This is a genomic window from Streptomyces viridochromogenes DSM 40736 (assembly GCF_000158955.1).
In the GTDB taxonomy this organism is placed as follows: domain Bacteria; phylum Actinomycetota; class Actinomycetes; order Streptomycetales; family Streptomycetaceae; genus Streptomyces; species Streptomyces venetus.
In genome coordinates, this window is sequence record NZ_GG657757.1 from 7287891 (window position 1) to 7303121 (window position 15231).

Sequence of the window (15231 nt, forward strand, 5' to 3'; positions counted from 1 at the left end):
GTAAGCCAGGAAGCCGAGTCGGCGACCGAAGAGTGCTGACGGGGTGTGATCTTCTTCTCCAAGAAAACACCCCGTATCCGGACATCTAGCCCTGGAATCGATACTCTTCGAGCAGTCGCCGACCGATGATCATTTTCTGGATTTCGGCGGTACCTTCGCCGATCAGCAGCATCGGGGCCTCACGATAGAGGCGCTCGATCTCGTACTCCTTGGAGAAGCCGTAGCCGCCGTGGATCCGGAAGGCGTCCTCGACGACCTCCTTGCAGTACTCGGAGGCGAGGTACTTCGCCATCCCAGCCTCAAGGTCGTTTCGCTCCCCGGAGTCCTTTTTGCGAGCTGCGTTCACCATCATCGCATGGGCGGCCTCGACCTTGGTAGCCATCTCGGCCAGCTTGAACTGGATCGCCTGATGCTGGGCGATCGGCCTGCCGAAGGTGTGACGCTGCTGCGCGTACTGGACACCCAGTTCGAACGCACGCTGAGCGACGCCGCAGCCACGCGCCGCCACGTTGACGCGACCGACCTCCACACCGTCCATCATCTGGTAGAAACCACGGCCGGTGACGCCTCCGAGCACACGATCCGCAGGAATCCGCAGGCCATCCATGATGAGTTCGGTGGTGTCGACCCCCTTGTAACCCATCTTGTCGATCTTGCCGGGGATGGTGAGGCCCGGGCGGACCTCCCCGAAGCCGGGCTCCTTCTCGACGAGGAAGGTCGTCATCGATTTGTGGGGCGCGGTGCCCTCGGGGTGACCTTCGTCACTTCTGACCAGAACGGCCACCAGAGACGACGTTCCGCCGTTCGTGAGCCACATCTTCTGGCCGTTCAGGACGTACTCCTCGCCGTCCTTCACCGCCTTCGACGTGATCGCCGACACGTCCGAGCCCAGGCCCGGCTCCGACATCGAGAAGGCGCCCCGGATGTCGCCGGCCGCCATCCTCGGCAGGAAGTGGTCCTTCTGCTCCTGCGTGCCGTGCTGCTTGAGCATGTACGCCACGATGAAGTGCGTGTTGATGATGCCGGACACCGACATCCAGCCGCGCGCGATCTCCTCGACGCACAGGGCGTACGTCAGGAGCGACTCGCCCAGACCCCCGTACTCCTCGGGGATCATCAGGCCGAACAGGCCCAACTCCTTCAGCCCGTCGACGATCTGCTGCGGGTACTCGTCGCGGTGCTCCAGCTCCGTCGCGACCGGGATGATCTCCTTGTCCACGAAGTCCCGGACGGTGGACAGGATCTCCTGCTGGATGTCCGTCAGACCGGCGGTCTGGGCGAGTCGCGCCATGGCTACTTCTCCTGCTCCTTGAGCTCGGGGCGGCCGGGCTGCTCGCCGCCGCGCTCCTTGATGTACGTCTCGGTCGGCACCATCACCTTGCGGCGGAACACGCAGACCAGCGTGCCGTCCTGCTTGTAGCCCTTGGTCTCGACGTGCACGATGCCGCGGTCGTTCTTCGACTTCGACGGCCACTTGTCGAGCACGGTCGTCTGGCCGTAGATGGTGTCGCCGTGGAAGGTCGGCGCCACGTGCTTGAGCGACTCGATCTCCAGGTTGGCGATCGCCTTGCCGGAGATGTCGGGCACGCTCATGCCGAGCAGCAGCGAGTAGACGTAGTTGCCGACGACGACGTTCTTGCCGAAGTCCGTCGTCTTCTCCGCATAGTTCGTGTCCATGTGGAGCGGGTGGTGGTTCATGGTGAGGAGACAGAACAGGTGGTCGTCGTACTCCGTGACCGTCTTGCCCGGCCAGTGCTTGTACGTCGCCCCGACCTCGAACTCCTCGTAGGTGCGTCCGAACTGCATCGCGCTCAGCCCTCCGGGATCTCGAACTTGCTGGTGCGCTGCATGCCGGCCGCGCGGCCCTTGCCGGAGATGACGAGCGCCATCTTGCGGCTGGCCTCGTCGATCATCTCGTCGCCGAGCATCGCGGAGCCCTTCTTGCCGCCCGCCTCGGACGTGTAGTAGTCGTACGCGTCCAGGATCAGCTCGGCGTGGTCGTAGTCCTCCTGCGACGGCGAGAAGATCTCGTTGGACGCCTCGACCTGGCCCGGGTGCAGCACCCACTTGCCGTCGAAGCCGAGGGCCGCGGCGCGCTGGGCGACCTCGCGGTAGCCGTCGATGTTGCGGATCTGCAGGTAGGGGCCGTCGATCGCCTGGAGGTTGTTGGCACGGGCGGCCATCAGGATCTTCATCAGGATGTAGTGGTAGGCGTCCGCCGGGTAGCCGGGCGGCTGCTCGCCCACGACCAGCGACTTCATGTTGATGGACGCCATGAAGTCGGCCGGGCCGAAGATGATGGTCTCGACGCGCGGGGAGGCCTGCGCGATCTCGTTGACGTTGTTCAGGCCCTGGGCGTTCTCGATCTGCGCCTCGATGCCGATCTTGCCGACCTCGAAGCCCATCGTCTTCTCGATCTGCGTCAGCAGCAGGTCCAGGGCGACGACCTGCTGGGCCGTCTGCACCTTCGGCAGCATGATGCAGTCGAGGTTCTGGCCGGCGCCCTCGACGACCGTGACGACGTCGCGGTACGTCCATTCGGTCGTCCAGTCGTTGACGCGCACGACCCGCGTCTTGCCCGTCCAGTCGCCCTCGTTGAGGAACTTGACGATGGTGTGCCGCGCCTCGGGCTTGGCGAGCGGGGCGCACGCGTCCTCCAGGTCGAGGAAGACCTGGTCCGCCGGGAGGCCCTGCGCCTTCTCCAGGAAGCGCGGGTTGCTTCCCGGCACCGCGAGACACGAGCGGCGGGGACGCAGACGGTTGACGGTCATGCGGGGACCTCCAGGGGGTCGAGCTGGTTCGCTTTCCGGATCTCGTCGACGATGCGGCCGATGATTCCGGTGATGTCGAAGTCCTTCGGGGTGAAGACGGCGGCCACTCCGGCTTGCCTGAGCTGCTCGGCGTCACCATTCGGGATGATGCCACCGGCGATCACGGGTATATCTGTGGCACCGGCCACACGCAGCCGTTCGAGGACGTCCGGCACCAGCTGGGCGTGGGAGCCGGACAGGATGGACAGGCCGACCGCGTGCACGTCCTCGGCGAGGGCCGCGTCCACGATCTGCTCGGGCGTCAGCCGGATGCCCTGGTAGACCACCTCGAAGCCGGCGTCCCGTGCGCGCACCGCGATCTGCTCGGCACCGTTGGAGTGCCCGTCCAGGCCCGGCTTGCCGACCAGGAAGCGCAGCTTGCCGACGCCCAGCTCCTTCGCCGTGACGTCCACCTTGTGGCGGACCAGGGCCAGCGTGCTGCCCTCCTCGACGGGGACGGCCACCGGCGCCGAGGAGACGCCCGTGGGCGCCCGGAACTCGCCGAACACCTCGCGCAGGGCCCCGGCCCACTCGCCGGTCGTCGCCCCCGCCCGGGCGCACTCCAGGGTGGCCTCCATGAGGTTCCCGGTGCCGCGTGCGACCTCCTTCAGCCGCTCCAGCGCCTTGCAGGGGCGCGGATGGTTGAAGGGCGGCTGGTAGCGGCTGTCGCGCCACTGCTGGAGCGAGGCGATGACCCGGGCCTCGACCTCCGGGTCCACCGTCTGGATCGCGGTGTCCAGGTCGGCGGTCAGCGGGTTCGGCTCGGTGCCCTCGAAGGCGTTGACACCGATGATCTTCTCCTGGCCGGACTCGATCCTGCCCCGGCGCTCGGCGTGCGAGGCGACCAGCTGGGACTTGAGGTAGCCGGACTCGACGGCCGCCATCGCGCCGCCCATCTCCTGGATGCGGTCGATCTCCGCGAGCGCGGACTCGACCAGCTCCTCCACCTTCGCCTCGATCACCTTCGAGCCGTCGAAGATGTCCTCGTACTCCAGCAGGTCGCTCTCGTAGGCCAGCACCTGCTGGATGCGCAGCGACCACTGCTGGTCCCAGGGGCGGGGCAGGCCCAGCGCCTCGTTCCAGGCCGGCAGCTGCACGGCGCGCGCGCGGGCGTCCTTGGAGAGGGTCACGGCCAGCATCTCCAGCACGATCCGCTGGACGTTGTTCTCCGGCTGGGCCTCCGTCAGGCCCAGGGAGTTGACCTGGACGCCGTAGCGGAAGCGGCGGTGCTTCGGGTTCTCGATGCCGTACCGCTCACGCGTGACCTTGTCCCAGATGCGGCCGAAGGCGCGCATCTTGCACATCTCCTCGATGAAGCGGACGCCCGCGTTCACGAAGAAGGAGATCCGGCCGACGACATCGCCCATGCGCTCCTGCGGCACCTGGCCGGAGTCGCGCACGGCGTCGAGGACGGCGATCGCGGTGGACATCGCGTACGCGATCTCCTGGACCGGAGTGGCGCCCGCCTCCTGCAGGTGGTAGCTGCAGATGTTGATCGGGTTCCACTTCGGCATGTGGGAGACCGTGTACGCGATCATGTCCGTCGTCAGCCGGAGCGACGGCCCCGGCGGGAACACGTGCGTCCCGCGGGACAGGTACTCCTTGACGATGTCGTTCTGGGTCGTGCCCTGGAGCTTGGTGATGTCCGCACCCTGCTCCTCGGCGACGACCTGGTAGAGCGCCAGCAGCCACATGGCCGTGGCGTTGATGGTCATCGAGGTGTTCATCTGCTCCAGGGGGATGTCCTGGAACAGCCGGCGCATGTCACCGAGGTGCGCGATCGGCACACCGACCCGGCCGACCTCGCCACGGGCGAGGATGTGGTCGGAGTCGTAGCCGGTCTGCGTCGGCAGGTCGAACGCCACCGACAGACCCGTCTGCCCCTTGGCGAGGTTGCGCCGGTACAGCTCGTTCGACGCCTCGGCCGTGGAGTGACCGGCGTACGTGCGCATGAGCCACGGCCGGTCCTTCTCCCGCCTGTGTTCGGCGGGCTGACGCTCAGTCATCTGTGCTCCCGGGTGTCTCAGATGTTGCGGAAGCGGTTGATGGCGTCGATGTGCTTGGCGCGCTTCTCCCGGTCGCGGACGCCCAGGCCCTCCTCGGGGGCCATGCACAGCACGCCGACCTTGCCCTGGTGGAGGTTGCGGTGCACGTCGTAGGCCGCCTGACCGGTGTCCTGAAGGGAGTACACCTTCGACAGGGTCGGGTGGATCTTGCCCTTCGCGATGAGCCGGTTGGCCTCCCAGGCCTCGCGGTAGTTGGCGAAGTGCGAGCCGATGATCCGCTTCAGCGACATCCACAGGTAGCGGTTGTCGTACTCGTGCATGTAGCCCGAGGTCGAGGCGCAGGTGGTGATGGTGCCGCCCTTGCGCGTGACGAAGACGCTCGCGCCGAAGGTCTCGCGGCCGGGGTGCTCGAAGACGATGTCGATGTCCTCGCCGCCGGTGAGTTCACGGATGCGCTTGCCGAAGCGCTTCCACTCCTTCGGGTCCTGGGTGTTCTCGTCCTTCCAGAACTTGTAGCCCTCGGCGTTGCGGTCGATGATCGCCTCGGCGCCCATGGAGCGGCAGATGTCCGCCTTCTGGTCGCTGGAGACGACACAGATCGGGTTGGCGCCGCCGGCCAGCGCGAACTGGGTGGCGTACGAGCCGAGGCCGCCGCTCGCGCCCCAGATCAGCACGTTGTCGCCCTGCTTCATGCCGGCGCCGTTGCGGGAGACGAGCTGCCGGTAGGCGGTGGAGTTCACCAGGCCCGGGGCGGCGGCCTCCTCCCAGCTCAGGTGGTCCGGCTTCGGCATCAGCTGGTTGGACTTGACCAGGGCGATCTCGGCGAGGCCGCCGAAGTTGGTCTCGAAGCCCCAGATGCGCTGCTCGGGGTCGAGCATGGTGTCGTTGTGGCCGTCGCTGGACTCCAGCTCGACGGAGAGGCAGTGCGCGACGACCTCGTCTCCGGGGCGCCAGGCGTTGACGCCCGGGCCGGTGCGCAGGACGACGCCCGCGAGGTCGGAGCCGATGATGTGGTACGGCAGGTCGTGGCGCTTGGCCAGCTCGTTGGTGCGGCCGTAGCGCTCCAGGAAGCCGAAGGTGGACAGCGGCTCGAAGATCGACGTCCACACCGAGTTGTAGTTGACCGACGAGGCCATGACGGCCACGAGCGCCTCGCCCGGGCCGAGCTCGGGCAGCGGCACCTCGTCCAGGTGGATCGACTTGCGGGGGTCCTTGTCGCGCGTGGCGAGCCCGGAGAACATCTCCGTCTCGTCCTTGTGCACGGTGATCGCGCGGTACGACTCGGGGAGCGGGAGGGCGGCGAAGTCCTCCGACGTGGAGTCGGGCGACTGGATCGCGGCCAGGATGTCCTTCACGGTCACGGTGTTGCCTCCGGCGGTGAGCGCCCTGAGGGAGGGGCGCCGATGGTTACGTCGGTGCTGCTGAGGGTTGAGGGTGTGCCGTCGGTTCGGCGGTGATGCTGTTCGGCAGCGCTGGGTTGCGCGGGAGGTTGCCTGTGACGCAGGCGTCCGGGCGTGCAGGCGGGTGAGCTTGCTGGGACGGTCACCCGGACCTCTTCAACGTATGACACCGCGTGTCACCTCGCAAGGCACTGAGTGCCAGAACTTGCGCCCAGATGAAATCTTTACGTAACAAATGAGCGATGATCGATCGAACGGCCCCTCCGAGGGCCTGCAAAACGGCCCCTGACATGCCAAAACGGCCACCCCGAAGGGTGGCCGTCATCACAGTGCCGAGTGGGCTCAGTGTTCCTTGAGCGCCTGCTCGATCGTCCTCATGACCTCGTCCAGCGGGGCGTCGGTGCGGGCGACGGTCACCAGCACCTCGCCGTGCGCCGAGGCCGTCGCCGCGGCCGGCTGAGCGCTCGTGGACCGCCCGGCCCCGATCCCCGTGCCGAACGTCTTCCGCACGATCGCGAAGGCGTGGTCCAGCTGCGCCTCCACGTCTCCCTGCCCGCCGGCCCGCAGCCAGCGCCGCAGGACGTGGTTGTGGGCGGTGACCACGGCGGACGCGGCGACCTCCGCCAGCAGCGGGTCGTCGTTGGCGTCGTCGGCGTGCGCCCGCTCGTCGAAGTGGCCGAGGAGGTAGCGGGTGAAGAGGCGCTCGTAGCGGGCCACCGACGCGATCTCCGCCTCGCGCAGCGTGGGCACCTCGCGCGTCAGCTTGTAGCGGGCGACCGAGATCTCCGGCCGCGCCGCGTACATCCTCATGACCTCCTTGATGCCACGGCACACCGTGTCGAGCGGATGCTCGTGCGCGGGCGCGGCGTTGAGCACCGCCTCGGCGCGGATCAGGGTGTCGTCGTGGTCGGGGAAGATCGCCTCTTCCTTGGAGCGGAAGTGGCGGAAGAAGGTGCGGCGTGCGACCCCGGCCTGGGCCGCGATCTCGTCGACGGTGGTCGCCTCGTACCCCTTGGTCGCGAACAGCTCCATCGCGGCGGCCGCCAGTTCCCGGCGCATCTTGAGCCGCTGGGCGGCGGCGCGCGAGCCTGCGGCACTCTCCGGCGCGTCGGTCGTAGCGGGTGTACGTGAGGACTTGGCGGGCTGGGACATGCCCCGAACGTACTGCATGTGCGCAGCTCGCTGCGCATGGCCTGGTTCGTGGAACCGGTCCGGCCCGAGCAGGCCGCCCCACTCGGAGCCGGACCGGAACCAGTCGCCGGGACCCTCAGCGCTTGGCATATTCGCGGAAGCCACGGCCGGTCTTGCGGCCGAGGCAGCCCGCGGCCACCAGGTGCTCAAGCAGCGGTGCCGGGGCGAGCCCCGGGTCGCGGAACTCGCGGTGCAGGACCTTCTCGATGGCGAGCGAGACGTCCAGCCCGACCACGTCCAGCAGTTCGAACGGGCCCATCGGGTAACCGCCGCCCAGCTTCATCGCCGCGTCGATGTCGTCGAGCGACGCGTAGTGCTCCTGCACCATCTTGATCGCGTTGTTCAGGTACGGGAACAGCAACGCGTTCACGATGAAGCCCGCACGGTCACCGCAGTCGACCGCGTGCTTCTTGATCCGTCCGCAGACCTCGCGGACCGTCGAGTGGACGTCGTCGGCCGTCAGCACCGTACGCACGACCTCGACCAGCTTCATGGCCGGCGCCGGGTTGAAGAAGTGCATGCCGATCACGTCCTGCGGGCGCGAGGTGGCACGGGCGCAGGCGACCACCGGCAGCGACGAGGTGGTGGTGGCCAGGACCGCGCCCGGCTTGCAGACCTTGTCCAGCGTGGCGAACAGCTGCCGCTTGACCTCCAGGTCCTCGGCGACCGCCTCCACGGCCAGGTCGACGCCGGCGAAGTCGTCGTAGGTGCCCGTCGGCGTGATCAGGTCCAGGATCCCGGCGGCGGCCTCGGCGGTCAGCCGGCCCCGGTCGACCGAGCGGGACAGGGACTTGCCGATCCGGGCCTTCGCGGCCTGGGCCTTCTCCGCGCTGCGGGCGGCGAGGACCACCTCGTATCCGGCCTTGGCGAAGACCTCGGCGATACCGGAGGCCATGGTGCCCGAGCCGGCGACACCGACCGAGTGGACCTCCCGGCCCGCGGCCTGGCTGCCGCCCTCCAGCGGGGTCAGCGCGTCCCGCACGACCGTGCCGCTGCCCGGCGCCTCGTAGGTGTAGAAACCGCGCCCCGCCTTGCGGCCGGTCAGGCCCGCCTCGCTCAGCTGCTTGAGGATCGGCGCGGGGGCGTGCAGCCGGTCGCGGGACGCGGCGTACATCGCCTCCAGGACCGTGCGCGCGGTGTCGACGCCGATCAGGTCCAGCAGCGCCAGCGGGCCCATGGGCAGCCCGCAGCCGAGCCGCATCGCGGCGTCGATGTCCTCACGGGAGGCGTACTTCGCCTCGTACATCGCGGCGGCCTGGTTGAGGTAGCCGAACAGCAGCCCGTCGGCGACGAAGCCGGGCCGGTCGCCGACCGCGACGGGCTCCTTGCCCAGGTCGAGCGCGAGGTTCGTGACCGCCGTGACGGCCGCCGGCGCGGTGAGCACCGAGGAGACGACCTCGACCAGCCGCATCGCCGGGGCCGGGGCGAAGAAGTGCAGGCCCAGCACCCGCTCGGGACGCGCCGAGTCGGCGGCCAGCCGCGTGACGGACAGGGCGTTGGTGCCCGTCGCCAGGATCGTCTCCGGGCGCACGATCCCGTCCAGCTCCCGGAAGATCTGGTGCTTGACCTCGTACGACTCGGGGGCCACCTCGATGACCAGGTCGGCGTCGGCCGCGGCCCGCAGGTCGGTGGAGGTGCGGACACGGGCGAGGATCTCCGCGCGGTCCTGCTCGGTCAGCCGCCCGCGCTCGACGCCACGGGCGGTGGAGGACTCCAGGGCCGCGACGCACTTCGCGGCCTGGGCCTCGCTGATGTCGATGCCGACGACCTCGCGGCCGGCCTTGGCGAGGACCTCGGCGATGCCGGTGCCCATGGTGCCGAGGCCGACGACGGCGACGGTCCGGAGCGAGGACGGGGACGGGTCGGAAAGGGGAGTGGCCATCGAGGGACTCCAGGAATGAGGGTGACGACGGGGAACACGCCCGGGTGCGCCGAAGCGGTCCGGGGGAGCCGGGCCACGGGCGCACCGGGTGCGTGAGAAGTGCGGGTGTTGCCGGGCTGCAAGCGCACACGCCCGGTGAAGGGAGGACCGGCCCTGTCCCGGGGCCGAGTCGCACCGCGGTACTCGAAGTACCGAACCGACTGCTCTCGCGGCGACCGCGTCACCAGACCGCCACGAGGAGAACGCGAGTGGGTAACTCGCTCGTCTGAGCTTAACTGGCGGGTAACGAGCGCGCCAGTCCTCGTCTTTGTGATGTACGTCCCGCGCAGCTCACCCCGCCCCTAGTCTCTCAGTCATGGACGAAGAGTTGCGATCACTCACGGAGCGCTTACGGCAGGAGTCGGGGGCGTCACCCGCCTTCGAGCGGCTCGTGGCGACCGACGATCTCGACGCGCTGGCGGAGCTGCTGACCGAACCCGGGCAGCCGCTCTGGACGAGGGAGCTGGCGGCGTTCCGGCTGGGGCTCGCCCGGGACCGGCGGGCCTTCGAGGCCCTGGTCCTGCTGCTCAACCACCGCGATCCGCCGCGCTGCGCCTCCGCCGCCCACGCCCTCGCCCGCCTCGGAGACCCGCGCACCGCCCGCGCGGCCGCCGCTCTCGCCACCAACGAACTGCGTGTCGCCTACGCGCTGCACCCGGTGCGGCTCCTGGTCGAGCTGCGCGCCCCGGAGGCCGTGCCGGCGCTGATCACCACCCTCCAGCGGCGGCTGCGTCCGCACGATCCCTACCGCCGCGTGGCCCTCGCCTGCGTGGACGGGCTCGGCACGCTGGGCGACGCGCGGGCCATACCCGTGCTGAACGAGGCCCTCGCGCATCCGGCGCTGGCCGAGGCGGCGGTGCGGGCGCTGGGGCGGATCCCGAAGCAGCGGTGAGGTCAGCGGGGGAGTGTGCGCGCGTAGCGCACCTCGGGGACCGTCACACCCGCCACCTCGAAGGGCTCCTCGGCGCCGTCCGCGTGGAAACCGGCCCGTTCGTAGAAGCGGCGGGCCCGGCCGTTCTCCTTCAGGACCCACAGGAGCATGCGGTCGTGGCCCGCGGCGGAGCAGCGCGCGACCGACTCCGAGAGCAGCGCCTGACCCACGCCGCATCCGACATGCCCCGGGTGGACGTAGATGGCGTACAACTCCACGTCCTCGGTCCGGTCCTCACCCTCTCGGTAAGGGCCGTGGCAGGCCCAGCCGACGATCTCGCCGCCGGTGCCCTCGGCGACCAGGTCCACCACGTCGCCGCCGGCCTGCGTGAAATAGGTGCGACGTCGCTCGGCGTCCTCACGGACGCTGAGCCCGTCCAGGTACGTCTGCGGGATCAGACCCCGGTAGGCGCTCTGCCAGCCACGGATGCGGATCTCCGCGACCCGCGCGCAGTCGGCGAGCGTCATCTCCCGCACCCGTAAACCGCTCACCCCGGCCTTTCCCGTCAGCTCGGTCATGGCCCCATGATGGACCAGGGCACCGACAGCGCCCGCCCCGACGGCCCGTCAGCCGCTCAGCCGCGGAAGCCGAGCAGGCTGTGCAGCATCGAGCCGCCCGCGGAGGTCGATGCCACCTTGTTGGCGGCCGGCTTCGGGTCCGGCAGGGCCTCGCACACCGCGTCGGCCACACCCTGCCCGCGGGGCACGGTGCCGTCGGACAGATAGCGCGCCAGATGCCTGTCCAGGCAGGCGTTCCCGCTCAGCGTGATGCCGTGGTTGCCACCGCCCTCCTCGACGACCAGGCTGGAGCGCGCCAGCAGATGGTGGACGGAGACGCCGCCCACATAGGGGGTGGCCGCGTCACCGGTCGCCTGGAACAGCAGGGTGGGCGGCAGTTCGCCGTTGGCGATGCTCACCGGGCGCGGCGCGGCCCTCGGCCAGAACGCGCACGGCGCGTTGTACCAGGCGTTGTTCCACGTCATGAACGGTGCCTTCTCGTACATCGCCCAGTTGTCGCTGCGCCACTGGCTCCAGTCCCGCGGCCAGGAGGTGTCCCCGCACTCCACCGCGGTGTAGATGCTGTAGCTGTTGTCGGCGACGGGGTCGATCGCGCCGAAGTTCTGGTACGCCTCGACGAGAGGGGCGGCGTTCCTGTCGTTCACGTACGCGGCGAACGCCTCCGCCAGGATCGGCCAGTAGCCGTTGTAGTAGCCGCCCGGGACGTAGGTGTCCTCCAGTTCCGAGGCGCCCACCATGCCGCCGGCCGGCTTCTTCGCCAGAGCCGCCCGCATGGCGTACCACTTGACCTCGACATACTCCGGGTCGGTGCCCAGCCGGTACGTCGAGTCGTGCCTGGCGACCCACGCCATGAAGGCGCGGTGGCGGTCGTTGAAGGCGAGGTTCTGGTACAGGTTGGCGTCGTACCAGACGTCGGTCGGGGAGACGACCGAGTCCAGGACCAGGCGCCGGACCCGCTCGGGGAACATCCTGGCGTAGACCGCGCCCAGGTAGGTGCCGTACGAGTAACCGAAGTAGTTGAGCCGGTCCGCGTCCAGGGCCTGCCGGATCGCGTCCATGTCGCGCACGGCGCTGATCGTGTCGATGTACGGCAGGAGGTGGGCGTACTTCTTGCTGCAGGCAGCGGCGAAGGACCTGGCGCGGGCGAGGTTGGCCCGCTCGACGGCGGGTGTGGTCGGCACGGTGTCCGGGCGCACCGGGTCGAAGTGGCCGGGCCTGCAGTCCAGCGCCGGCTTGCTCGCCCCCACGCCGCGCGGGTCGAAGCCGATGATGTCGTACTGGGCCGCGACCTCCTGGGGCAGCGAGGACGCGACGAACCCGGCGAGCCCCAGCCCGCTGCTGCCGGGGCCGCCGGGGTTGACCAGCAGCGGGCCCTGATACGTCCGGGCGGTGTGGGGCACACGGGACAGGGCGAGGGTGATCTGCTGCCCCTGCGGCTTGGGGTGGTCGAGCGGCACCTCGAGGGACGCGCACTGGAGCGCCGGGTAGTCCTTGGTGGCGCACTTCTTCCAGACGGGCTTCGCGGCGTGCACGGTCTCCGCGGTGCGCGGTGCGTCCGCCTCGGCGGGAACGGCCGCGCAGGTCCCGGCCATGACGACGGCGGCGCCGCACAGCGCCGCTGCGCGTTTTCTCATGGAGTCCTCCCAGGACGGCGGGATGTAGGACCGCGAGAAACACCGTCCTCGCCGCATCGTCCCGGCAACCCGTCCTGAAAGAACATGATCTGCCGATTAATGACCCAATCGGATCTTTGGATCCGCCCGAACGCTCCTGCCCGAACACTCCCGCTCGAACGCTCCTAGAGGAGCGAGAGTTGGGTCGGCCCGGACGCCGGGGGCTCCACCGGCTCCTGAGGGGGCCTGATCCGCCGCGGCATCCCGGTGCGCGTGGGCCCGATGCCGTACTCCTCAGCCAGTTCGTGCACCTGACGGGTGATCCGGCGCTGGTACCACTTCGGAGCGTAGGAGCCCTCCGCGTACAGCCGCCGGTAGCGGGGCACCAAGTACGGATGGTGCTGCTCCAGCCAGCTCATGAACCACTCGCGGGCGCCGGGCCGCAGATGCAGTACCAGGGGTGTGACGGACGTGGCGCCGGCCGCCGCGATCGCCCGCACCGTCGCTCGCAGTTGGTCCGGACGGTCGCTCAGGAACGGGATCACCGGCGCCATCAGCACGCCGCAGCCGATGCCGTGCTCCCCGAAGGTCCGCACGACCTCCAGACGCCGCTCCGGCGCGGGCGTTCCCGGCTCGACGGTCCGCCACAGCTCCGTGTCGGTGAAGCCGACCGACACGGATATGCCGACGTCGGTCACGTCCGCCGCCTGCCGGATCAGGTCCAGGTCGCGCAGGATCAGGGTGCCCTTGGTCAGGATCGAGAAGGGGTTCGCGTGGTCGCGCAGGGCCGAGATGATGCCCGGCATCAGGCGGTAGCGGCCCTCGGCGCGCTGGTAGCAGTCGACGTTGGTGCCCATCGCGATGTGCTCGCCCTGCCAGCGGCGCGAGCCGAGCTGCCGGCGTAGCAGCTCGGGGGCGTTGGTCTTGACCACGATCTGGGAGTCGAAGCCGAGGCCCGTGTCGAGGTCGAGATAGCTGTGCGTCTTGCGTGCGAAGCAGTACACGCACGCGTGCGAGCAGCCTCGATAGGGATTGACCGTCCACTGGAACGACATCCGTGACACCGCCGGCACCCGGTTGATGATCGACCGGGCTCGTATCTCGTGGAAGGTGATCCCGCGGAACTCCGGGGTGTCGAAGGTACGGGTCGTCACCGCGTCCGCGCCGAACAGCGCGGCGTCGGCGCGGCCGTGTTCGGAGTCCGCTGTGAGGTTCTCCCAGCGCATGGCGCCTCCTCGGTAGCACTGCCCACAGAATAGAACACATGTTCCCTTGATCGTGCGAGGGTGTTTTCCGAGCGCGTTCGACCGGGTTCGGCCACCCCGATTTGGGGGGCCGGGCAGCGGGGTGGTTGGCTTGCCCCGACCCCCGAGCAACCATGTCCTGGAGGAACCTGATGGCGCAGGTCGAGGCCACTACGGAGCGGATCGTCGCGGCGGACGCGGAGACGGTGTTCGACGCCCTCGCCGACTACAGCGGCACGCGCGCGAGGCTGATGCCCGAGCAGTTCAGCGAGTACGAGGTCCGGGAGGGCGGGGACGGCGAGGGCACCCTCGTCCACTGGAAGCTCCAGGCCACCAGCAAGCGCGTGCGCGACTGCCTCCTGGAGGTCAGCGAGCCCAGCGACGGCGAGCTGGTCGAGAAGGACCGCAACTCCTCCATGGTCACCACCTGGCGGGTCACCCCGGCCGGTGAGGGCAGGTCCCGGGTCGTCGTGACCACCACCTGGACCGGCGCCGGCGGCATCGGCGGTTTCTTCGAGAAGACCTTCGCCCCCAAGGGACTCGGCCGGATCTACGACGCCCTGCTCGCCAAGCTCGCCGCCGAGGTCGAGAAGTAGGTCCCAAGGCCCGGATCCGCAGGGGCCGTTGGGTCCCTCACCGGTTCGGGTGATCTCCGCACCGCTCGGCTTTGTGCCGTAACTCGTCGCGCTTGCTCGTAGTTGTCGCTTTTACGCGGGAATTGTGCGGCAGCGCGACGAGGGGAGCGGTAGGTGGGCGGGATCACTCTGGCGCAGGACGAACCGGCGGCGGCGCCTCCCGACACCCCCGCCCCGTCCCCCGCCCCCGGCCCCGGACTCAGCCCCCGCCGGGTGCGCCTGGTCTTCCTCGCGCTCATGCTGGCCCTGCTCCTGGCCGCCCTGGAGCAGATGATCGTCGCCACCGCGCTGCCGAAGATCGTCGGTGAGCTGCACGGCCTGGACCGGATGTCCTGGGCGATCACCGCCTATCTGCTGACCGCCACGGTCGGTCTGCCGGTCTACGGCAAGCTCGGTGATCTGCTCGGCCGCAAGGGCGTCTTCCAGTTCGCGATCGTCGTGTTCGTCGCCGGCTCCGCGCTCGCGGGCCGCGCGCAGACCATGGACCAGCTGATCGCCTTCCGCGCCCTCCAGGGCGCCGGCGCGGGCGGCCTCATGATCGGCGTGCAGGCGATCATCGCGGACATCGTGCCGCCCCGGCAGCGCGGCCGCTACATGGGCCTGATCGGCGCCTCCTTCGGCCTCGCCTCGGTGGCCGGCCCCCTGCTCGGCGGCTACTTCACCGACCACCACTCCTGGCGCTGGTGCTTCTACGTCAACGTGCCCTTCGGGCTGGTCACGCTGGCCGTCGTCGCCGCCGCGCTGAAGCTCCCGAAACCGGCCGTCAGAGCCCGGCTGGACGTCCTCGGCGCGCTGCTGCTGGCCGCCGCCTCCACCTGCCTGGTCCTGCTGACCAGCTGGGGCGGCACCGAGTACGCCTGGGACTCGCGCATGATCCTCGGCCTCGGGGCCGGGGCGGCGGTGGCCGGCGTCCTCTTCCTCGTCGCCGAACGCTTCGCCGCCGAACCCCTCATCCCGCTGCG

General features: G+C 69.5%; 13 protein-coding genes. 3 read left to right on the plus strand and 10 right to left on the minus strand.

Translation table 11 applies throughout. The annotated features are described in order from the left end of the window. Positions 1 to 85: 85 nt before the first annotated feature. The 7 genes from SSQG_RS31905 to SSQG_RS31935 all read right to left on the minus strand — a co-directional run bounded on the left by SSQG_RS31905 (position 86) and on the right by SSQG_RS31935 (position 9289). A complete protein-coding gene (locus tag SSQG_RS31905; protein ID WP_003994083.1) occupies positions 86 to 1291 on the minus strand; it encodes an acyl-CoA dehydrogenase family protein in 1206 nt (401 codons plus the stop codon). Positions 1292 to 1293: 2 nt separating this feature from the next. Then, positions 1294 to 1806: a MaoC family dehydratase gene (locus SSQG_RS31910; RefSeq protein ID WP_003994084.1), complete on the minus strand. Its 513-nt coding sequence runs from the start codon at positions 1804 to 1806 to the stop codon at positions 1294 to 1296. A gap of 5 nt (positions 1807 to 1811) precedes the next feature. Further along, positions 1812 to 2771, minus strand: a complete 960-nt coding sequence (locus tag SSQG_RS31915; protein WP_003994085.1) for an HpcH/HpaI aldolase/citrate lyase family protein — start codon at positions 2769 to 2771, stop codon at positions 1812 to 1814. Continuing rightward, the gene (locus tag SSQG_RS31920; protein WP_003994086.1) at positions 2768 to 4816 is read right to left on the minus strand and encodes a protein meaA; all 2049 of its coding nucleotides are present in this window, start codon (positions 4814 to 4816) and stop codon (positions 2768 to 2770) included. Before SSQG_RS31920 ends, SSQG_RS31915 begins: the two co-directional genes overlap by 4 nt. Before the next feature lie 17 nt (positions 4817 to 4833). Next, positions 4834 to 6177 (minus strand): crotonyl-CoA carboxylase/reductase, encoded by a 1344-nt coding sequence (gene ccrA, locus SSQG_RS31925; RefSeq protein WP_039934090.1) that lies wholly within the window; start codon positions 6175 to 6177, stop codon positions 4834 to 4836. Between the two features lie 381 nt (positions 6178 to 6558). After that, a complete protein-coding gene (locus SSQG_RS31930; protein WP_003994088.1) occupies positions 6559 to 7368 on the minus strand; it encodes a TetR family transcriptional regulator in 810 nt (269 codons plus the stop codon). Positions 7369 to 7483: 115 nt separating this feature from the next. Further along, positions 7484 to 9289: a 3-hydroxyacyl-CoA dehydrogenase family protein gene (locus SSQG_RS31935; RefSeq protein ID WP_003994089.1), complete on the minus strand. Its 1806-nt coding sequence runs from the start codon at positions 9287 to 9289 to the stop codon at positions 7484 to 7486. A gap of 355 nt (positions 9290 to 9644) precedes the next feature. Here SSQG_RS31935 and SSQG_RS31940 point away from each other — a divergent pair, with 355 nt between their 5' ends. Further along, the gene (locus tag SSQG_RS31940; protein ID WP_003994090.1) at positions 9645 to 10220 is read left to right on the plus strand and encodes an adenylosuccinate lyase; all 576 of its coding nucleotides are present in this window, start codon (positions 9645 to 9647) and stop codon (positions 10218 to 10220) included. 2 nt (positions 10221 to 10222) lie between these two features. Here the strand turns inward: SSQG_RS31940 and SSQG_RS31945 are convergent, their stop codons facing one another. The 3 genes from SSQG_RS31945 to SSQG_RS31955 all read right to left on the minus strand — a co-directional run bounded on the left by SSQG_RS31945 (position 10223) and on the right by SSQG_RS31955 (position 13616). Continuing rightward, positions 10223 to 10777 carry a GNAT family N-acetyltransferase gene (locus tag SSQG_RS31945; RefSeq protein WP_003994091.1) on the minus strand — a complete coding sequence of 185 codons (555 nt, stop codon included), beginning with the start codon at positions 10775 to 10777 and terminating at the stop codon, positions 10223 to 10225. 56 nt (positions 10778 to 10833) lie between these two features. After that, positions 10834 to 12411 (minus strand): alpha/beta hydrolase, encoded by a 1578-nt coding sequence (locus SSQG_RS31950; RefSeq protein ID WP_003994092.1) that lies wholly within the window; start codon positions 12409 to 12411, stop codon positions 10834 to 10836. Positions 12412 to 12575: 164 nt separating this feature from the next. Continuing rightward, positions 12576 to 13616: an Rv2578c family radical SAM protein gene (locus SSQG_RS31955; RefSeq protein WP_003994093.1), complete on the minus strand. Its 1041-nt coding sequence runs from the start codon at positions 13614 to 13616 to the stop codon at positions 12576 to 12578. A 170-nt stretch (positions 13617 to 13786) separates the two neighbouring features. On the opposite strand from SSQG_RS31955, the gene SSQG_RS31960 reads away from it, so the two are divergent. Together SSQG_RS31960 and SSQG_RS31965 are read left to right on the plus strand one after the other, a co-directional pair. Beyond that, positions 13787 to 14230, plus strand: coding sequence for an SRPBCC family protein (locus tag SSQG_RS31960; protein ID WP_003994094.1), 444 nt, complete (start codon positions 13787 to 13789; stop codon positions 14228 to 14230). Positions 14231 to 14383: 153 nt separating this feature from the next. Beyond that, positions 14384 to 15231: MFS transporter (locus tag SSQG_RS31965; protein WP_003994095.1), on the plus strand; the 848-nt coding region annotated here is incomplete at its 3' end.